Below are 18,209 nucleotides of genomic sequence, written 5' to 3'. Positions count from 1 at the left end.
TCCCTATGCCTGATCAAATTGAAATTTATTTGTAAGCGCCGGTCGCACGTCCCAACAGCATGGTCTGAACGATAGGCGAAATCACCTTCTGCCATTCGTATACAGCTGCGTTTGTTACGTAGATAGTGTCGTCCGGTTTCACAGCAATCTGCCGCGCATAAAACACAGCTGCAGGATCGCGCATGTTCAGTCGAAGTACAGTTGGCTTCGACTTGGGGTCGTTTGCCATCCGGAACACGAAAACACCTTCCGGATTAGCATTCGCTTCACGCAAGCCGCCTACGCTGCCCAGCGCATCCAACAAGCTGGTGTTCTGGCTCGGAAGGTCCTTCAGGCCTGGCTCTGCCACGGCACCCATCGCTACAAAACGCTGACGTGCACGATCAAGCACCACTTCCGAGTTCGGGCGTAGCACCATGTTGTTGCCCGATAAAACGTCTTCATAGTTAAACTGTTGAATCTGGGTGCCGGTACGCACAGTCACGTTGACCAGGTGTGGCTCCATTACAGGGCCGCCTGCCTGGTTCACAGCATCCAGCAGGGTGAGTGGGCCTTGTAGGGTGCTGAAGCGCCCAGGGGTTTTGACGGCGCCGGCAACCAGTACCGAGCCCGACAGGTCGCCGACCAACTCAACGTGGGTCTGCACGTCAGTGGTAATACCCTTTAGCTGCCGGCGAATCATGGCCTCGACCTCATTGAGGGTCATGCCGGCCACAAACTGACGGCCCACATAAGGGAGCGACAGCATGCCTTGAGCGTCAATACGCGACTTCAGCTGGGTGCCGCCAGTTGCCAAAGGGGCAAACAGGGCTGACTCTGCCGGAGCGGTATCGGCAATCAGCACATTCAGGGTGTCACCTGCGGCCAAGCGTACTTCAGGCGGTTGTGGCTTGGTGACTGTAGCCAGCGAGGCGCGTGGGGCGCCCGCCAGGTACGGGCCGATGGTGCTGGCGTTGATGTCCACGAGGTTGTACGCCTCGTTTTTATTCTCAATCGTGCCCTTGTATGGCCCTGCACCAGACATGGTGCCGCCACAACCCGCCAGGCCCAAGGTCGCCAGCGCCAAAGCAGCCAGTTTCAAGTTGAATGTCTTGGAGACAGCCAGGGATTTAATCACGATGATCCTCGATCGAAGCCAGAATGAAGCGCGTGATGCCATACAGCATCAATAGGCCAAGCAAAATGGTTGCCAGGTTGTACCAGCGCTCGGGGTAGAGCGCGAGCTGGGGGGTGTTAGGGCTGACTACGGTTACCAGGGTGCGGATTTTCTTGCTTGCTTCTACGCGGGCATTATCGAGCGCGGCAACAGCGGTCTTGTAGGTTTCTTCGGCGATGCCGGCGTCCAGGGTCAGTTGCTGGAAGCGCGAGGCAACCACGTTGAGCTGCGAGCCTTGCGGGGACGAAACCAGCAAGCGCTTCTCTTTGGCCAACTGACGGACAATGGCTTCAACCTTCTGCTTCTGCTGGCGGACTTGCGGCGCGTCAGCGCGCAGCTTGAACGACATCTCGGTCAGAACAGCCTGTTCCTTGGTGTACTGGCCTTCCAGGTCGGCAATGATGGTGGCGCGGCTTTGTGCGGAGTTACCGCCGTCCAGCACCTTGTTTTCATTCTGGAAGTTCAGCAGCTGGGTCTTGCGCTTGGCGTAGTTGACGCGCGCGGTTTCCAGCTCGCCTTGGGCAAACTTCATCTGCTCACGGGCAATGTTGTGGCTGACTTCGTTGACGAAGTGTTCGCTGGCCTGAAGGATGACACGCAGCATTTTCTCGGACAGTTCAGGGGTGAATGCCTGAACCTCTACACGCAGCAGGCCGGTGGTTTCGTCGTAGTGGGCGGAAACCATGCGCTGGTAGTACTTCAGCAGGTCTTCGCGCGGTGCGTCCTTGTCCAGCCAGAAGAATACGTCGCTGCGCTGGGCAGCGAATTGCTCGATCCAGTGCACTTTGTCTTCGAGCAGCAGCATCATGTCCATCGACGTGATGTATTCGCGCAGGTAAAGAGTCTCTTCCCGCGAGGCCGGGTTGGTGCCTGTCAGCAAGGTAGCAAGGCCAGGCATCTGCGCACCTTGATTGTTGCCATCCTGGCGTACCACCACCTGGGCGGAGCTGACAAAGCGGTCAGCGGCAAATAGGCCGTAATAAACCCCTGCCAGGATCATTGGCAAAACCACCATGGCGATCGCCAGGCGCCAGCCCTTCTTTTTACCCGTACTGCTCATAATTGGATGCATCCTTGAAGTCGAACGGTGCTGCTTAAAATTGGGAAAGGGGTTTATTTAGCTGCTGTAGGCCTTGATGCCTTCGGACACGTCGTCGTACACCTGGATTTCGCCATTGCGCACCAGCAGGACCACGTCGCAGAGTTTTTCGACTTCGGACATGGTATGGGTCACCAGTACGACGTTGGACTTCTGCAGTTTTTCCTGGAAAACCTCGTTGCACTTGCGCTTGAATTGCGCATCGCCAACCGACATCACTTCGTCGATCAGGTAGTAATCGAAGTCGAACGCCATGCTTAGGCCAAAAGCCACGCGTGAACGCATGCCGGAGGAGTAGGTCTTGATTGGCTCGTCGATCCAGTCGCCGATTTCGGCAAATTCCTGGACGTAGCGAATCTTTTCGCGCATGGCGTCGCCAGTTGCACCATAAATGCGGCAGACGAACTTTATGTTGTCGCGCCCTGTCATGCTGCCCTGGAAGCCCCCCGTCAAACCAACCGGCCAGGAAATACTGCGGTCGGTAATGATGGTGCCGGAGTCGGGCACATCAGCACCGCCAAGCAGGCGCATAAGCGTGGACTTGCCGGCGCCGTTGCGGCCGATAAGCCCAATGTTCTTGCCCGGCGGGATGGCAAGCGACAGGTTGCGGAAGACATACCGCCGACCATTGGGCGTGAGGTACGACTTGGTTACGTTTCTGAGCTCGAACACGTTTGGCCTGTACTTAACCGTTCTTGGTGGAAATCAGGTGCATCCTGCGGGCGCGGTAGGCACCCAGAGATAGGAACAGCAATACCAGGGTGAAGCTGATTACATAGGTCTCGGACACGCCATCGACTGGGGTGTAATGCGGCAGTACTTCAGCGCGAATCAGTTCGAGGATGTGCAAAAACGGGTTGAGCAGCAGCACCGGCATCATGGCCTGAGGCAAGTAGGATGCGGGAATCAGCACCCCAGAGATAAAGTACAGGGGGAAGAAGGCCATGCGTATGACGATCTTGACGCTGGGAAGAGCGTGAGTGACCAAGGCCAGCAACATGCCCAGCCCAAAGGCGAACAGAAGGCCCAGCAACAGGGTGGCGACCCATTGCAGTGGGCTGTGAATCGACATGTCGAAGCCTGTCCAGGCAAAGCCGAACACCAGGATGGCGTACACCGTAACCGCAATGCAGGTTTCTACGATGACGCGGGCAATGTAGGTGTCGAGTGGTTTGATCTGTTTGTAACCGAACAGCGAGCGGTTTTCGCGCAGGCTGTCCATCAGCCGCAGCGCGGTATTGCGGTAGAGCAGGAAGGGCGCCATGCCGACGAGGATGAACACCGGGTATTCAACGCCGGATACTGTGCGGCCACGCAGCATTGCAAACAGCAGCGAGAAGAGGAGAAGGTGAACCAGCGGCTCCAGCAGCATCCACAAGGCACCCAGGCGGGTATCGCCAACACGTGCACGCGCTTCGCGCAGGACTAAAGCGAAGATGACCGATTTCTGTATCTGTAGAGACGAACGAGCTTTCAAGATGGCGACCGCAAAGCAATGCAGCGCGCCTAAGCACGCCGAAATTCATCTTCAGGAAAGGCTCGCCCGGAGGCGATTTCAGATGGTAATTCCGGAAACTTCCCTGTTCTAAGGGGCAGAAGGGTAAGCGTCCGAGGGTATAAGCGTCAAGCGAGGTGCCGCAAATGTGGTCGAAAGTTCTAATCCATTAGCTATATTCGAGACGAATGGCAACGGTGGGAATGATGGCACAATGATTTCATGTTGAGAAGTGGTGGGCCATTAAGTTTTCACCGTAACGCGGCTTTTCAGCTTACGTGGGAGTGGTAATTGTGTAGGTGATCGGGTTCACATTGTGTAACAAAAAATGCAGTAACTTGATGGTCAGCCGCTGACTAGACGGTCTGCCTCCTAAAGCAGTGATTAGACCGTTGGGCGTGGGAAGGGAGCGAGACAAGGGGCTGCGAGGCAGCCCCAAATTGCCGAGTCGTTTATGGCACGTGCTTGCGCACGCCCAGATGCACCAGCAATTCCGTTGGCCAGATTATTCCCGGATCAGGCGGGCGATTTCGGCGACGCGCTGAGCGACCAGCGCTTCGTCGCCCCGGCTCTCGACGTTCAGGCGCAGCAGGGGTTCGGTATTCGAACCACGCAGACTGAAGCGCCAGTCGGCAAACTCGACGCTGATCCCATCGGTGCGGTCGACGCTGGGGTTGTGTGGCAAGTAGAACGCCAGAATCTTCTCGATGGTGCCCTTCACATCGGCCACTTCGTAGTTGATCTCGCCACTGCACGGGAATGCCGCAATACGCTCGTCTACCAGTTGGGCCAGGCTCTTGCCGGTGTGGCTCATCAGCGCGGCGACCAGCAGCCACGGAATGTTGCCGCTGTCGCAGTAGGCAAAATCGCGGAAGTAGTGGTGGGCGCTCATTTCACCCCCGTACACCGCGTCTTCGGCGCGCATGCGCTCTTTGATGAAGGCGTGGCCGGTCTTGCTCTGAATGGCCTGGCCGCCGGCGGCACTGACTTGCTCGATGGTGTTCCAGGTCAGGCGTGGGTCATGGATGATCTTGCTGCCCGGGTGCTTGGCCAGAAGCATTTCGGCCAGCAGGCCGACCACGTAGTAGCCTTCGATGAAGCGCCCCTGATTGTCGAAGAAGAAGCAGCGGTCAAAGTCGCCGTCGAATGCGATACCCATGTCTGCGCCGGTTTCCAGCACTGCTTGGCGGGTAAGGTCACGGTTTTCTGGCAGCAGCGGGTTGGGGATGCCGTTGGGGAAGTTGCCATCTGGCTCGCCGTTGATGATGGTGATATCCAGCGGCAGGCGGGCCTTGAGCAGCTCCAGTACCGGGCCAACCGCGCCATTACCAGGATCGGCCAGTACTTTCAGGGGCTTGAGTGCGCCCAGGTCGATGTAGGTCAGCAGGTGCTCGATGTAGGCAGATTTGTCGAACGCTTCGCGTACGCTACCCGGCGTGGCCGCTTGAGTGCCCAGTTCGCCTGTTTCGACGCGCTGGCGGATATCGTTCAGGCCCGTGTCACCGCTGATCGGGCGCGACTGCTCACGCACCAGCTTCATGCCGTTGTAACCCTTCGGGTTGTGGCTGGCGGTGACCATGATGCCACCATCTGCCTTGTAATGGCTGGTGGCGAAGTAGACTTCCTCGGTGCCGCACAGGCCGATGTCGATCACATCGGCACCGCCTTCGGTCAGGCCCTGCATCAAGGCACGCGACAGGCCCGGGCTTTCAAGGCGCATGTCACGGCCGACCACGTAACTGCGTCCGCCCAATTGGGCCACCAGGGCGCGACCAATGCGGTAGGCGATGTCGTCGTTGAGGTCGGCCGGCACTTGGCCGCGGATGTCATAGGCTTTGAAGCAACGAGTTTGGATAGGTGCGTACATACATCTCTCATATGCGGTGCTGACTGCAGGCACCGTTTAGAAGGGGATGGTGGGCAAAATGATTAGCCGCATGAATTTTGCTGCGCTACCTCGTTGAGGCAGGTATAGCCAGGTTGAAATAGCCAAGGCTTGGGTGTTGCCACGAACGGTCAGGCCCATGATGCAGGCGACGGGACTACTCACGCTGAATGAGCCGTCGCTCTGCACATCGATCAGGGCCGAGGGCATCATAGCTGGACTTTCCAGAGGATGCTCGGGGCGCCGCCAGGTAAGCGCTGCAATTTCCGCCGCCTGCACTTTCGGAAGGCGAGTGTAGGCGGCGGTCAGCCCGGCGTTAGGGGCTATAACGAACGTCACGTTTTAGTGAGCGATGTCCATGGGGCCTGACGAGGTGGGTCGTATAATCGCGATGTCGACATGGTAATTGGCATACTCGGTGGATCGGGCATCCGTACGCAGCGTGGCACTCAATACGACCTCGTGCTGACGGTTGATATCGGTCAAGTAATTCTGGAATTGGTGCTCTTTCACAATGATCAGGACCACGCAGTTTGCACCTTGTGAAAGATGGTCTTTCATTTCGGCTGCGCTGAACGCTACTGCTACGTTACGCTCGTAACTCTCTACCAGATCGCGAGTCGATGTGGTGTCCATAGTCAAAGCCCCAGTGAGTCCGCGGCGATTTGCCATCTTGGACTGGGTTAGAACATGACTACACATTTGCAAAAAAAGCGACTCGTACCACTCCACAGCCTTCTCCCTGGGTCGAAAGGGCGTCATAGATACAGCAGATCGCATCAGGTTGCCAGCCTTACGGGATAGCTGGCGTTGTGCCGCTACGCGCAGGGGGCTGCGGCTGGTTGAGGGCATGCTGAAGCAGTATTGGGAAGGCCGAGGGGCTATATTTCTAGCTCATGATTCCTTGTTATGAGATTAAGCAGGGCATGAATATTTAAGTGAGGCCACTCATACAGGTAACCGATGAGATCGAAAGGCGCGCTGCTGAGTGCAAAATTTAACTGTTGGATGAGTATTTGTTCACCCAGAGCGAGGCGTTCTACGGTGCTCTTTTGGCGCGCGCCGGAAGGCGGCAGTCTAAGAGGTTGTATCGCTTTCTCAGACCAAGTCTGTAACCCCACGCAATAGTTTTCACCCCACACCAGCCTTAAGTTTTCTGAGGCTATTAAGGCTGATTTTCTGATTAAACTGCGTGATGACTGATAGGGCTGCCAGGCAGGTCCGCTGCCGAAGGGCGCTGCGCGAATGCGAGAGGGCAACATCCGACATTGTCCTTGCGCCGCCGCTGGGTTGTTCACTGGATGGCGCGTAGCAGGCGCAGTATGGGATGCAACATTGGTCGCGGAGTCTTTGTGTTTTCCAGCAGAATCCGCAAAATTATGGCAATCTGCCAGGCCTCGCTAGCCTTCTGGCTCGACTTGTACCCGTTCCGTGGCCTCTGCCCGGCACGCCTGCCTGACCGTGAAACGATGAACATCCCTAACTTCAAGAAGTTGTTTATGCCTGATATTTCAGCAGACGCAGCCAGCCTTATCCATGCCATAGCCTCTGCCACTGCGGTAATCGCTGCGCTGATCGCCGCCAGTGCGATGATCATTGCCCATATGACCTCGGATGTAAAAAACCAGCAAGCCGAAGTGCCCGTTTCCCGGGGGGCGCAGGTGGTTACTGTCGTCCAGGAGTCGGACGTGCAGGCCAGGCTGGAGATCGAGCAGCTCATGGAGCAGAACGATGCGCTCAGGGCCGAACTTGAGCGCGAGCGGGCCGAGCGGTTGAAGCTGGAAGCCAGCCTAAAGCCCCGAGCGCTGACGCCGCAGGCGCATGATGCGTTCAAGGCATTGGCGGGCGAGCTGAAGGCTAAGACGCTGGCGCCGGTGGTGTTGCTGAATATCCACAAAGATGACAAGGAAGCTGTGCGCTTTGCCAAGGAAATTGCCGTTGCGCTGACCAAGGCGGGTGTGCAGGTTCAGATCAAGCAGTTGCCCCTGCAGAAGCACAATACCGGTACCCAGGTGGTCGTTTATGCCGGGGTGGGCGGTGACGAGCTTGAGCAGGCATTCAAGGCCGCTGAGTTTGCCTCTGACATCAAGCGCTCGGGGCAGAGCCCGCGGGTGAAGGTGGATGATGGGGACGCGATTGCCATTTCGGCGTTTATCAGTGTTTATCCGCGCAGTGAGATTTGAGCGGCGGGTGGGGGCTGTGATCTTGTAGGCATTGGGGGGATGGCACCGGCGGTGCCGGTGTTCGCGGGCGCGCCCGCTCCCACAGGGCGGGGGCTTGGCCACTGCAGTGGTTTGCCCTCGCCATGTCTGGGCTGATGAAGCCCATTTCTTCTGACTGCAAGCGAGGCATAACCTCGCCTGGTCTCGCGTCATTCCCTTCAGTGCTGCCTGTTTTTCGCAATCTCGATGTCGTTCATCAGGGCTTTTGCGGTGGCCAGCAGGTAGTCCGCTGCGCCCAGCATCTTGTGGTCGTCTTCCATGTCACCTTCGCGTACCAAGTGCTTGCAGTAGCCCAGCAGGACGGAGACGTGTTCATAGGCGTCATCGACGGGGATGCCGGGTTGGACGCGGAGCAGGTCCAGGGTGGGGTTGCCGGCTTCGAGGAAGGTTTCGATGCCTGCGGTGAGGAGGGGGGATTGGTTGTTGTTCTTCATGGTAGTTGCTCCTGGTAAGTGGAACTGCCACGCAGATCTTTCTCACGGACCAGGGCGGCAGTCGTACACGGGGTGAGAAACCGAGGGAGCTACAAGGCTCGGCCAGACCGAAGTCTGCCCGCGTACGACTGCCATGACAGGCAAGCCAGGTAACTCGCATCAGGTTCTCACACCCGGTCACCAACATGGCGACCCGGTGAAGTTATCCCTGGGGCATTTCCCCGACAATTCAGCTGCTTCTGACTGGCGCGTAGGATAGTTCGCTTGGTTGTCGAGCTGAAGAGGTGGGGCAGGGTTTCAGGAAAGTCTGACGTGCTGGGTGTGCACCCCAAGGCAAGTAGCTTCGCCGTTATTGCCGACCGTTGTCGGCGGGGGTTTACCCGCGAACCGCCACCGCATTCTCGGGGGAAGCCCTGTACATCGATCGGGGGTGTTGAGCGGGGCGTTGGTGTCGCCATGTTCCAGATGCGCTTGAAGCTGCCACGGCCGGCTGCTTTACGGGGTGGGCCTTATTCGGCGGGCGTTGTAGGAGAGTGGCCGGGCATTGGTGGGCAGTGGGCGTCGAACCAACCGGGATTTGGCTACAGGCACAGGGCCGGAGTCTTGTGCATCAAGGGCCGGGGCGAGCGAGGAGGAAACGGCCATTGTTGGTGGGTGGGCGAAGTTGAGCGTTTTGCTGACCGATTCGGTAACCATTCGCCGGGGTGGTTGGGTATTTTGCGGCCGGGTTACCCGCTAGGGTTGGTTGCGCAGCCGAAGGAAAACGGTTGCTGGAAAATGACCAACCCAAGGAGTGTTGACCATGCGCAATAACGTTCTGTCGTACCTGCTGCTGCCGCTGTTCGCCAGTTTGTCGTTCTCCCTTAGCGCCGCCCCGGCCAGCACCATGGCAGTGGCCGAACCGGTGCCGGTGGTGGCCCAGGCTCAGGCCCAGGCACAGCAGGCGCCGAGACTGGACTTGAACACGGCAGATGCCCTCACCCTGCAAAAGGAGCTGAACGGCATTGGCAAGGCCAAGGCGGAGGCTATTGTGGCCTACCGCGAGGCCAATGGGCCGTTTGCTTCAGTGGATGAGTTGCTGGAAATAAAGGGCATAGGCAATGCGTTGCTGGAGCGCAACCGGGACAAGGTGATGGTGGAGTAAGCGGGGAGGGGCCGGGGTGATGCCCTGGCCCGGCCTTTGTGTGCCGGGAATGGCGCGCTCCCGCAGGCGCAGCGCTTGAAGGGCTGGGCGTTTTAGCGGTCTTGAGCGTCCTTGGCATCCGCCTCGGCATTGCGCTCATGTACCTTGCGCAGTTGCTCTTCGGTCAGCGGCAGTTTTTTGGCCGTGTCGCGTAGCATCATCAACCCGCCGACAATCGAGCCGAGGGCTATGATGAGTATCAGCCAGGCATACCAGGGCATTGTCGTTCTCCTTAGATCGGGCCATGGGCAACGGTTACATAAGTTTTGAGCAATTGCCCGTTCCGTTGGTTCAATTATAGGTGCCAGGCCGTGCAGGGCCAATTCCGTGACCTGCGGGCCCCAAAGCCTGCGTCACTTCGTTTACAATGCGCGCCGTTTTCGACTTGCCAAGAGACCCTGCCCATGTCCGCCTGCCAGACGCCCCTGATCGTCGCCCTGGATTTCCCTACCCGTGAGGCCGCCCTGAAGCTGGCTGACCAGCTTGACCCTGCGCTGTGCCGGGTGAAGGTTGGCAAGGAGCTGTTCACCAGCAGCGCTTCGGGCATTGTCGAAACCCTGTGTGACAAGGGCTTCGAAGTGTTCCTGGACCTCAAGTTCCACGACATTCCCAACACCACCGCCATGGCGGTAAAGGCCGCCGCCGAGATGGGCGTGTGGATGGTCAACGTACATTGCTCCGGTGGCCTGCGCATGATGGTGGCCTGCCGTGAAGAGCTGGCCAAGCGCAGCGGCCCGCAGCCGTTGCTGATAGGCGTGACCGTGCTGACCAGCATGGAGCGTGAAGACCTGGCCGGCATTGGCCTGGATGTCGACCCCCAAGAGCAAGTGCTGCGTTTAGCGGCGCTGGCGGAAAAAGCGGGTATGGACGGTTTGGTGTGCTCGGCGCTCGAGGCCCCGGCACTGAAGGCGGCGCACCCATCGTTGCAATTGGTGACCCCGGGCATTCGCCCGGCGGGCAGCGCGCAGGATGACCAGCGCCGCATCCTCACCCCGCGTCAGGCACTGGATGCCGGTTCGGACTACCTGGTGATTGGCCGGCCGATCAGCCAGGCTGCAGACCCTGCGCAAGCGTTGGCAGCGGTGGTGGCGGAGATTCGTGGGTAATTAACCTGCGGCTGTCCAACAATGGCCTGTGCCGAGCCACCGCTGTGTGTCCCCCGCGAATACGGTGGCGGCGGCAACGGTGGACGGCGGGTGGAAATTGGCCGGCAGGCCTGGCCCTTTCGGGCCACCGATGCCTGTGTCGAACCATTGATGTGGCTGCACCCCCGATCCGTGTAGGAGCGGGTTTACCCGCGAATACGGTGGCGGCGGCAACGGTGAACGCCCTGTGGAAATTGGCCCGCAGGACCGGCCCTTTCGCGGGTAAACCCGCTCCTACGGCGGGCTATGTCGGGCCATCGGTGGCGTTTAAACCTTCAACACCAACTTGCCAAAATTCTCCCCGCTGAACAGCTTCAACAAGGTCTCCGGGAAGGTTTCCAGCCCTTCCACCACATCCTCTTTGCTCTTCACCTGCCCGCTGGCCAGCCAGCCGGCAATCTCCAGCGCGGCTTTGCCGTAGTCTTTGCTGTAATCCATCACCACAAAGCCTTCCATGCGCGCGCGGTTCACCAGCAGCGACAGGTAGTTGGCCGGGCCTTTTACCGCTTCTTTGTTGTTGTACTGGCTGATCGCGCCGCAAATCACGATGCGTGCCTTGAAGTTGATGCGCGTCAGCACGGCATCGAGGATGTCGCCGCCCACGTTGTCGAAGTACACGTCCACGCCTTTGGGGCATTCGCGCTTCAGGCCGGCCAGCACGTCTTCAGCCTTGTAGTCGATCACGCCGTCAAAGCCCAGTTCGTCCTTCAAGTACTGGCACTTCTCGGCACCGCCGGCAATGCCGACCACGCGGCAGCCTTTGATCTTGGCAATCTGCCCGACAATGCTGCCCACCGCACCGGCCGCGCCGGAAATGACCACGGTATCGCCAGCTTTGGGTTGGCCGACCTCCAGCAGGGCAAAGTAGGCGGTCATGCCGGTCATGCCCAAGGCTGACAGGTAACGGGGCAGGGGGGCCAGCTTGGGGTCTATCTTGTGCAGGCCCTGGGGCTCGCCGGTGAAGTAGTCCTGCACACCGAGGGCGCCGCTCACGTGGTCGCCGGGCTGGTAGCCGGGGTGATTGGAGGCAACCACTTCACCTACACCCAGCGCACGCATTACCTGGCCCAGGGCCACGGGCGGGATGTAGGACTTGCCTTCGTTCATCCAGCCGCGCATGGCCGGGTCCAGCGACAGGTACAGGTTGCGCACCTGTACCTGGCCTTCGCCGGGTTGTTCGGCGGGTACGGTCTCGAAGCTGAAGTCGTCACGGCGCACGGCGCCGACCGGGCGTTTGGCAAGCAGGAAGCGGCGGTTGGTCTGGGTCATGGCGGGTCCTTGTGGGCTGTGGAGGGCGTAAGGCGTTCAATCTACCTTGTTGATGAAGGCGGTTCCTTAAAATCACTGACAAGCATGGTAGCCCAACCGTTGCTGTGATGATGCTGCCCGGCCGAGCGGTGGCTGACTATGCTCTGAACCCCACCCAACCCCTCACAGGAGCACGCGATGAGCATGACCTTTTCTGGCCAGGTAGCCCTGGTGACCGGCGCGGGTGCCGGCATCGGCCGGGCAACCGCCCTGGCGTTCGCCCACGAGGGCATGAAAGTGGTGGTGGCCGACCTCGACCCGGTCGGCGGCGAGGCCACCGTGGCGCTGATCCACGCGGCAGGCGGCGAAGCGCTGTTCATTGCTTGCGACGTGACCCGCGACGCCGAGGTGCGCCAGTTGCATGAGCGCCTGATGGCCGCCTACGGCCGGCTGGACTACGCCTTCAACAACGCCGGGATCGAGATCGAGCAACACCGCCTGGCCGAAGGCAGCGAAGCGGAGTTCGATGCCATCATGGGCGTGAACGTGAAGGGCGTGTGGTTGTGCATGAAGTATCAGTTGCCCTTGTTGCTGGCCCAAGGCGGTGGGGCCATCGTCAATACCGCGTCGGTGGCGGGGCTTGGGGCGGCGCCAAAGATGAGCATCTACAGCGCCAGCAAGCATGCGGTCATCGGCCTGACCAAGTCGGCGGCCATCGAGTACGCCAAGAAGGGCATCCGCGTGAACGCCGTGTGCCCGGCCGTGATCGACACCGACATGTTCCGCCGCGCCTACCAGGCCGACCCGCGCAAGGCCGAGTTCGCCGCAGCCATGCACCCGGTGGGGCGCATTGGCAAGGTCGAGGAAATCGCCAGCGCTGTACTGTACCTGTGCAGTGACGGCGCAGCGTTTACCACCGGGCATTGCCTGACGGTGGATGGTGGGGCTACGGCGATCTGAGTGGATACCGTGCGGGCTGCTGCGTGGGCAAGCCCGCCCCTGGCAAATGCGATCACCAGGCCCAAGCCTACTATGTCGCGCATGGACAGGATGGGCGTGCCCAGACCGTTCTGAGCAAGCCGGGCAGTCCGCCGGCCACCCGGCTAAAAGCTGACGCCTATTTTCAGGCCGTACTCGTCACGGGTTTGTTCGTCCGAGTCAGTCATCAGGAACTGCCCATCCAGTTCATAGTTGTAGCGGCTGAAGTAAAGCGAAGCGTATACCGGCACAGTACCGTGTTGGTTGAACAGCACACTAAGTTCGGCAAAGGGGTTGGTGGTATCTTTCAAATCAACCTCTTCGTTGCTGATGCCATGTATTTTCAATTGCGAATCGCCATTGATAACCTGGCGTATGCCCGCCTCGAAACGCAAGGTGGCATTATTGAAGCGGTAATTGTAACCCGCCGCCAGCTTGGCGAATGGCGTACGGTTGGTAAGGTCGACATCATGGCGGCTGGTATTGGGTTCCAACCGGTTCCATTTGTAACCGGCGCCCAGCAGCAGGTCGACTGAATGCCGTTCGGCCAGTGCCAACCGCCAACCCAGGTCCAGGTCGGCCTGGCCGTCCTTGAGCTTCTGGTCATGCTGTTTCGAGTACATGCCACTGGCCTCGGCCTGGTAGACAAGGCCTTGCGTGGCCGTCATCTTGTTGCCGTAGTTGAGGAATAAGCCCCCTTCGGGCATATCTTCGGTTTCATTATTACGGCCGTTGAGTTCCAGTTGGGTGTAGCTCCCTTGTAAGCCAAGGGTGAACAACGGGGCGGTGGAAGTTTCGGCATAGCCAACGGTTGGCACAGTAAACAGCAGCAACGGGGTGACCACAGCAGTAAATATGGCTGTTTTCATTGCAAGCTCCAGGGTGCACTGCAGGTCCGGAGAACGGGCCAGTTACCGATCACGATAGCGACGTTTTTATTGTGTGCAGGGGTGTTTAAAAAAATTTCAATACCCCACTTTTGGCGCAAATTTAATGGCGTCAAGAGTGATTAATAAAGTGTGGATTGGAATAAATGAATGTTTTACTTGCGTCGATTTAATATGGACAAGCGCGGCCGAAGGTTGAGGGACGGGCTATCATTGATGGCCTAGTGATATCGTTTACAGCTGGCACTTAAAGCGACCCTTTTGCAGCCAAAAACGACAAGACATAGCTATTTGACACTATTCTGACGTCAGCCCCTTGTTCATTGGCAGATAACGTTGCCACCCTTAGCCTTCGGGATAACCTCACTGGCTGAAAGGGGATCGGCGATGGGCGCGAGCAAGCACGGTGTGCTGGCCAACCTGGGCATGGCCCGCAAACTTGGCCTGGGCTTTGCCTTGGTGCTGCTGCTGACACTGGCGGTGGCGGCTATCGGCGTCGCGGCGTTGCACAGCGTTGGCCAGCGCTTCGACAGCTTGCGTCAGCTGGCCCAGTTCAATACCGACTTGCTGCGTTTGCGCGAGCACGAGCAGGCGTTTGCCCTGCGCTCCGACATGCAGCAGGCCGACGCCTTGCGTGGCGGCCTGCAGGGCTTGGTGGAGCGCGCCCGAGGCCTGCCGGCGCTGGCGGCGGCGCAAACCGATCTTGCGGCCTATGGCCAGGCCTTCGAAGCCTTTGTCGAGGCCGTGCAAGCCAAGGAGCTGGCGCTGGACATGGCCAGCTGGTCGGTGTCCAACGTGTCCAACAACCTTGATGTGCTGCAGGCCGGCCTGGCCGATGACGGCGTGTACACCCTCAAGCAGTCCCAGGGCCAGCAGGGTGGCGAGTTTCTGGAGCAAGCCGCGCAGGTGGCCCAGGTGTCGCGGCTGATGCTGCAGGCCATGGACGAAGCACGGGTACGCCTGGAAAAAAGCCGCAAGGGCGAGGAGGGTGTGAGCCAGGAGCGTATTGCCCAGACGGTGGAGGCCGCTGGCCTGGTCAGCCAGTTGCAAGGCGCGGTTGGCGATGCCGGTTATCAGAGTGTGTTGGGCGAAGTGGCTGGGCACATTGGCAGTTTCTCGGAAAAGCTCAACGAATACACCGACCAGCTGGCCCGCGAGCAGGGGCTCAAGGCGCAGTTGCAAGCCAGCGCCGAGCGGGTTACCGGGCGTGTCGACCAGGCCTATCTTGGGCAGGAGCAGGCCCTACAGGGCGAGCTGCAGCGTAATGCCTTGGCCATCGGCCTGGCGACGGCGCTGGCGCTGCTTGTAGGCGTGTTGGCGGCCTGGCTGATTACCCGGGCTGTGGTCGGCCCGTTGAAGCATGTGATTGCCCGTGCCCAGCGCATTGCGGCGGGTGAGCTGGGCTTCGACGCCCAGGCGCCGCGCCGGGATGAGGTGGGGCAACTGATGCAGGCCATGCAGCAGATGGCGGCGGGGCTCTCGGGCATTGTCAGCGGCTTGCAGCAGGGCATCGAACAATTGGCCGGCAGCGCCCAGGCGTTGTCGACGGTGACTGAGCAGACCAACCGCGAGGTGGGCAGCCAGAAGGAAGAAACCGAACAGGTGGCGACCGCCATGCAGCAGATGACTGCCACCGTGCACGATGTGGCGCGCAATGCCGAGGAGGCGGCGCAGGCGGCCCAGGCGGCGGACGAGAAGGTCGACACCGGCCAGCAGGTGGTGCGCCAGAGCATGCAGCGCATCGAGCAGCTGGCGTCGGCGGCAGAAGCTGCCAGCGCCGGCATCGACAGCCTCAGTGCCGAAATCCACACCATTGGTGATGTGCTGGAAGTGATCAAGAGCGTGGCCGAGCAAACCAACCTGCTGGCGCTTAATGCTGCCATCGAGGCTGCCCGCGCCGGCGAGCAGGGGCGCGGCTTTGCCGTGGTGGCCGATGAAGTGCGCGCCCTGGCGCGGCGTACCCGGCAATCCACCGAGCAGATCGAGACCTTGGTGGCCAGCCTGCGCGGCAATGCCCAGCAGTCAGTGACGCAGATCCGCGGCAGTACCGAGCTGGTGCGGCTGGCCGTGGCCGATGCACTGCAAACCGAAAGTGCGCTGGGCAGCATTGCCGCAGCGGTGTCATTGATTCAGCAGATGAACCAGCAGATTGCCGCAGCGGCCGAGCAGCAGAGTTCGGTGGCGGAAGAGATCAGCCGCAGTGTCACGCAGATTCGTGGCAGTGCGGACCAGGCGGCGTTGGCGATGCAGGACAATGCCCGGTCCAGTGTCGAGCTGGCGCAGCTGGGCACCGATTTGAAGGGCATGGTGGGGCATTTCAGGTTGTAATCTCGTTGTCTGTGGCGGCCCATTCGCGGGTTGTGTGATTTCCCGTCGTAGGAGCGGGTTTACCCGCGAAGAGGCCACCACAGGCAACAACAACCCTCACCCCCTACGCGGGTTAAGAATCACCAAAGCCAACACCCCCGCCACAATCCCCCAGAACGCCGAACCAATCGAGAACAAGGTCAGCCCCGAAGCGGTCACCATAAAGGTGATCACCGCTGCCTCCCGCTCACGCGCCTCGCTCATGGCCACGGTCAAACCGTTCATGATCGAACCAAACAGGGCCAGTGCCGCAATCGACAGCACCAGTTCTTTCGGCAATGCCGCGAACAGTGCCGCCAAGGTGGCGCCGAACACCCCGGCAATGCCGTAGAAAATCCCGCACCACACCGCCGCGGTGTAGCGTTTGGCCGGGTCTTCATGGGCATGCGGCCCGGTGCAGATCGCCGCGCTGATCGCCGCCAGGTTGACCCCATGCGAGCCGAACGGCGCCAGCAGCAGCGAGGCAAAGCCGGTGGCCGAAATCAGCGGCGAGGCCGGTACCTGGTAGCCGTCGGCACGCAGGACGGCTACGCCTGGCATGTTCTGTGAAGTCATGGCCACCACGAACAGCGGAATGCCGATGCTGATGGTTGCCGCCAGTGAGAAGCTTGGGGTGGTCCACACCGGCTTGGCCACTTCCAGATGGAAGCCGCTGAAGTCCAGCAGGCCCAACACGCCGGACAATGCCGTGCCCACCAACAGCGCGGCCAGCACGCAATAACGCGGCGACAGGCGCTTGACCAGCAGATAGCTGAAGAACATGCCCAGCACCAGCAACGTGCGGTGCTGGGCGGCCACGAAGATTTCGCTGCCGATCTTGAACAGGATGCCCGCCAGCAGCGCCGAGGCCAGCGAGGCCGGGATGCGTTTGACCAGGCGCTCGAAGCTGCCGGTCAGGCCGCACACCAGCACCAGCAAGGCGCAGGTAATGTAGGCGCCAATGGCTTCGCCATAGCTGACCCCACCCAGGCTGGTGATCAGCAGCGCCGCGCCGGGGGTGGACCAGGCGACGGTGACCGGTGTGCGGTAGCGTAGCGACAGGCCGATGCTGCATACCGCCATGCCGATCGACAGCGCCCAGATCCATGACGAGATCTGCGCGGTGGTCAGCCCGGCCGCCTGGCCGGCCTGGAACATCAGCACCAGCGAACTGGTATAGCCGGTGAGCATGGCAATGAAGCCGGCGACCACCGCCGAGGGGGAGGTGTCTGCCAGGGGCCGCAGGCGTGCGGAAGTGGCATCGGTCATGAATAAAATCCTTGTAAAGGTGTAAGCAGTTTTTTCAGACTACAGCGAGCAAGGTTGATCCTTGCCATACAGCGGCCATTGCTTTTAGCCGTACAGTCGCCAAATATTGGGCGCAATTGCGAAACTGCTTTGCAGGGAGGGTCGATGTACAAGGTCTATGGCGACTACCAGTCGGGTAACTGTTACAAGGTCAAGCTCATGTTGAGCCTGCTGGGCCGGCCCTATGAATGGCACCCGGTGGACATCCTCAAGGGCGAGACCGAAACGCCCGAGTTTCTGGCGATGAACCCTAACGGCAAGGTACCGGTGCTGGAACTGGAAGACGGTAGCTACCTGTGGGAGTCCAACGCCATTCTCAACTTCCTGGCCGATGGCAGCGAGTTCCTGCCCAGCGAGCCGCGCCTGCGTACCCAGGTGCTGCAGTGGCAGTTTTTCGAGCAGTACAGCCATGAGCCGTACATTGCCGTGGCGCGGTTCATCCAGTTCTACCTGGGGTTACCGGACGAGCGCCTGGACGAGTACCGCAAATTGCACAAGGGCGGCTACAAGGCGCTGAAGGTGATGGAGCGACAGTTGCAGATGACGCCTTACCTGGTGGGTGAGCACTACTCGATTGCCGATGTGGCGTTGTATGCCTACACCCATGTGGCGCAGCAGGGCGGCTTCGACCTGGCGGAGTACCCGGCGGTAAGGGCCTGGCTGGAGCGGGTCAGCAGCCACCCGCGGCATGTGCCGATGGTGGGTTGAAAGCCGACCTGTTTTCCAGGCGCTTGCGCAACCCTTGTGGGAGCGGGCGTGCCCGCGAACACGGGCGCAGCCCGTGCCAACCACCGCGATGCCTGCTTCGCGGGCTCGCCCGCTC

Annotated in this window: 17 protein-coding genes and 1 pseudogene; 7 read left to right on the top strand and 11 right to left on the bottom strand. The window is 60.1% G+C overall.

Going from position 1 to position 18,209, the window contains the following annotated elements:
• Positions 1-25: 25 nt before the first annotated feature.
• The 6 genes from AC3WLP_RS08960 to AC3WLP_RS08935 all read right to left on the bottom strand — a co-directional run bounded on the left by AC3WLP_RS08960 (position 26) and on the right by AC3WLP_RS08935 (position 6,271).
• Complete coding sequence (locus AC3WLP_RS08960; RefSeq protein WP_064492490.1) at positions 26-1,117, bottom strand: polysaccharide biosynthesis/export family protein; 1,092 nt, start codon at positions 1,115-1,117, stop codon at positions 26-28.
• Positions 1,110-2,216, bottom strand: a complete 1,107-nt coding sequence (locus AC3WLP_RS08955) for a KpsE/RkpR family capsule polysaccharide export protein (protein ID WP_064492491.1) — start codon at positions 2,214-2,216, stop codon at positions 1,110-1,112. Before AC3WLP_RS08955 ends, AC3WLP_RS08960 begins: the two co-directional genes overlap by 8 nt.
• Positions 2,217-2,273: 57 nt before the next feature.
• Positions 2,274-2,927, bottom strand: coding sequence for an ABC transporter ATP-binding protein (locus tag AC3WLP_RS08950; RefSeq protein WP_064492492.1), 654 nt, complete (start codon positions 2,925-2,927; stop codon positions 2,274-2,276).
• Positions 2,928-2,940: 13 nt separating this feature from the next.
• Positions 2,941-3,732, bottom strand: coding sequence for an ABC transporter permease (locus tag AC3WLP_RS08945; protein WP_081273250.1), 792 nt, complete (start codon positions 3,730-3,732; stop codon positions 2,941-2,943).
• 523 nt (positions 3,733-4,255) lie between these two features.
• Positions 4,256-5,617, bottom strand: coding sequence for a phosphohexomutase domain-containing protein (locus AC3WLP_RS08940; RefSeq protein WP_088513067.1), 1,362 nt, complete (start codon positions 5,615-5,617; stop codon positions 4,256-4,258).
• Positions 5,618-5,977: 360 nt separating this feature from the next.
• A complete protein-coding gene (locus AC3WLP_RS08935) occupies positions 5,978-6,271 on the bottom strand; it encodes a hypothetical protein (RefSeq protein WP_256596050.1) in 294 nt (97 codons plus the stop codon).
• Between the two features lie 686 nt (positions 6,272-6,957).
• On the opposite strand from AC3WLP_RS08935, the gene AC3WLP_RS08930 reads away from it, so the two are divergent.
• The gene (locus tag AC3WLP_RS08930) at positions 6,958-7,818 is read left to right on the top strand and encodes a hypothetical protein (protein ID WP_219732808.1); all 861 of its coding nucleotides are present in this window, start codon (positions 6,958-6,960) and stop codon (positions 7,816-7,818) included.
• A 197-nt stretch (positions 7,819-8,015) separates the two neighbouring features.
• Here the strand turns inward: AC3WLP_RS08930 and AC3WLP_RS08925 are convergent, their stop codons facing one another.
• Positions 8,016-8,291 carry a DUF3077 domain-containing protein gene (locus tag AC3WLP_RS08925; protein ID WP_003252758.1) on the bottom strand — a complete coding sequence of 92 codons (276 nt, stop codon included), beginning with the start codon at positions 8,289-8,291 and terminating at the stop codon, positions 8,016-8,018.
• An 802-nt stretch (positions 8,292-9,093) separates the two neighbouring features.
• Here AC3WLP_RS08925 and AC3WLP_RS08920 point away from each other — a divergent pair.
• Positions 9,094-9,435: a ComEA family DNA-binding protein gene (locus tag AC3WLP_RS08920; RefSeq protein WP_088513071.1), complete on the top strand. Its 342-nt coding sequence runs from the start codon at positions 9,094-9,096 to the stop codon at positions 9,433-9,435.
• A gap of 92 nt (positions 9,436-9,527) precedes the next feature.
• Here AC3WLP_RS08920 and AC3WLP_RS08915 read toward each other — a convergent pair whose 3' ends face one another.
• On the bottom strand, positions 9,528-9,695 hold the full coding sequence (locus tag AC3WLP_RS08915; RefSeq protein WP_003252762.1) for a DUF2897 family protein: 168 nt from the start codon (positions 9,693-9,695) through the stop codon (positions 9,528-9,530).
• A gap of 183 nt (positions 9,696-9,878) precedes the next feature.
• Between AC3WLP_RS08915 and pyrF the strand changes: the two genes are divergently transcribed.
• A complete protein-coding gene (pyrF, locus tag AC3WLP_RS08910) occupies positions 9,879-10,580 on the top strand; it encodes an orotidine-5'-phosphate decarboxylase (protein ID WP_003252765.1) in 702 nt (233 codons plus the stop codon).
• 306 nt (positions 10,581-10,886) lie between these two features.
• Here the strand turns inward: pyrF and AC3WLP_RS08905 are convergent, their stop codons facing one another.
• Complete coding sequence (locus tag AC3WLP_RS08905) at positions 10,887-11,888, bottom strand: NADP-dependent oxidoreductase (protein ID WP_088513072.1); 1,002 nt, start codon at positions 11,886-11,888, stop codon at positions 10,887-10,889.
• Positions 11,889-12,065: 177 nt separating this feature from the next.
• Between AC3WLP_RS08905 and AC3WLP_RS08900 the strand changes: the two genes are divergently transcribed.
• Positions 12,066-12,827 (top strand): SDR family oxidoreductase, encoded by a 762-nt coding sequence (locus AC3WLP_RS08900; RefSeq protein ID WP_047605247.1) that lies wholly within the window; start codon positions 12,066-12,068, stop codon positions 12,825-12,827.
• 143 nt (positions 12,828-12,970) lie between these two features.
• Here the strand turns inward: AC3WLP_RS08900 and AC3WLP_RS08895 are convergent, their stop codons facing one another.
• Complete coding sequence (locus tag AC3WLP_RS08895) at positions 12,971-13,714, bottom strand: outer membrane beta-barrel protein (protein WP_088513073.1); 744 nt, start codon at positions 13,712-13,714, stop codon at positions 12,971-12,973.
• Positions 13,715-14,119: 405 nt separating this feature from the next.
• On the opposite strand from AC3WLP_RS08895, the pseudogene AC3WLP_RS08890 reads away from it, so the two are divergent.
• Both AC3WLP_RS08890 and AC3WLP_RS08885 read left to right on the top strand, forming a co-directional pair.
• A pseudogene (locus AC3WLP_RS08890) lies at positions 14,120-15,151 on the top strand (methyl-accepting chemotaxis protein); the annotation flags it as partial.
• A 27-nt stretch (positions 15,152-15,178) separates the two neighbouring features.
• Entirely contained in the window at positions 15,179-16,060 is an 882-nt protein-coding gene (locus tag AC3WLP_RS08885; protein ID WP_370626784.1) for a methyl-accepting chemotaxis protein, read from the top strand.
• 96 nt (positions 16,061-16,156) lie between these two features.
• On the opposite strand, the gene AC3WLP_RS08880 is transcribed toward AC3WLP_RS08885, so the two are convergent.
• A complete protein-coding gene (locus AC3WLP_RS08880) occupies positions 16,157-17,347 on the bottom strand; it encodes a benzoate/H(+) symporter BenE family transporter (protein WP_088513074.1) in 1,191 nt (396 codons plus the stop codon).
• 144 nt (positions 17,348-17,491) lie between these two features.
• On the opposite strand from AC3WLP_RS08880, the gene AC3WLP_RS08875 reads away from it, so the two are divergent.
• Positions 17,492-18,094: a glutathione S-transferase family protein gene (locus tag AC3WLP_RS08875; RefSeq protein WP_003252786.1), complete on the top strand. Its 603-nt coding sequence runs from the start codon at positions 17,492-17,494 to the stop codon at positions 18,092-18,094.
• The last annotated feature ends 115 nt before the right edge of the window (positions 18,095-18,209 follow it).

The organism is Pseudomonas sp. FW305-E2 (genome assembly GCF_058782925.1).
Note: the sequence above shows the minus strand (reverse complement) of the source record. Positions and strands in the feature narration are given on the sequence as shown.

Bases quoted from the DNA above. Each gene is read 5' to 3' on its own strand.
- AC3WLP_RS08955 (WP_064492491.1), bottom strand. From the start codon at position 2,216: ATGAGCAGTACGGGTAAAAAGAAGGGCTGGCGCCTGGCGATCGCCATG.
- AC3WLP_RS08915 (WP_003252762.1), bottom strand. From the start codon at position 9,695: ATGCCCTGGTATGCCTGGCTGATACTCATCATAGCCCTCGGCTCGATT.
- AC3WLP_RS08875 (WP_003252786.1), top strand. From the start codon at position 17,492: ATGTACAAGGTCTATGGCGACTACCAGTCGGGTAACTGTTACAAGGTC.
- AC3WLP_RS08935 (WP_256596050.1), bottom strand. From the start codon at position 6,271: ATGGACACCACATCGACTCGCGATCTGGTAGAGAGTTACGAGCGTAAC.
- AC3WLP_RS08920 (WP_088513071.1), top strand. From the start codon at position 9,094: ATGCGCAATAACGTTCTGTCGTACCTGCTGCTGCCGCTGTTCGCCAGT.
- AC3WLP_RS08900 (WP_047605247.1), top strand. From the start codon at position 12,066: ATGAGCATGACCTTTTCTGGCCAGGTAGCCCTGGTGACCGGCGCGGGT.
- AC3WLP_RS08895 (WP_088513073.1), bottom strand. From the start codon at position 13,714: ATGAAAACAGCCATATTTACTGCTGTGGTCACCCCGTTGCTGCTGTTT.
- AC3WLP_RS08930 (WP_219732808.1), top strand. From the start codon at position 6,958: ATGGGATGCAACATTGGTCGCGGAGTCTTTGTGTTTTCCAGCAGAATC.
- AC3WLP_RS08940 (WP_088513067.1), bottom strand. From the start codon at position 5,617: ATGTACGCACCTATCCAAACTCGTTGCTTCAAAGCCTATGACATCCGC.
- AC3WLP_RS08885 (WP_370626784.1), top strand. From the start codon at position 15,179: ATGCAGGCCATGCAGCAGATGGCGGCGGGGCTCTCGGGCATTGTCAGC.
- AC3WLP_RS08880 (WP_088513074.1), bottom strand. From the start codon at position 17,347: ATGACCGATGCCACTTCCGCACGCCTGCGGCCCCTGGCAGACACCTCC.
- pyrF (WP_003252765.1), top strand. From the start codon at position 9,879: ATGTCCGCCTGCCAGACGCCCCTGATCGTCGCCCTGGATTTCCCTACC.
- AC3WLP_RS08905 (WP_088513072.1), bottom strand. From the start codon at position 11,888: ATGACCCAGACCAACCGCCGCTTCCTGCTTGCCAAACGCCCGGTCGGC.
- AC3WLP_RS08925 (WP_003252758.1), bottom strand. From the start codon at position 8,291: ATGAAGAACAACAACCAATCCCCCCTCCTCACCGCAGGCATCGAAACC.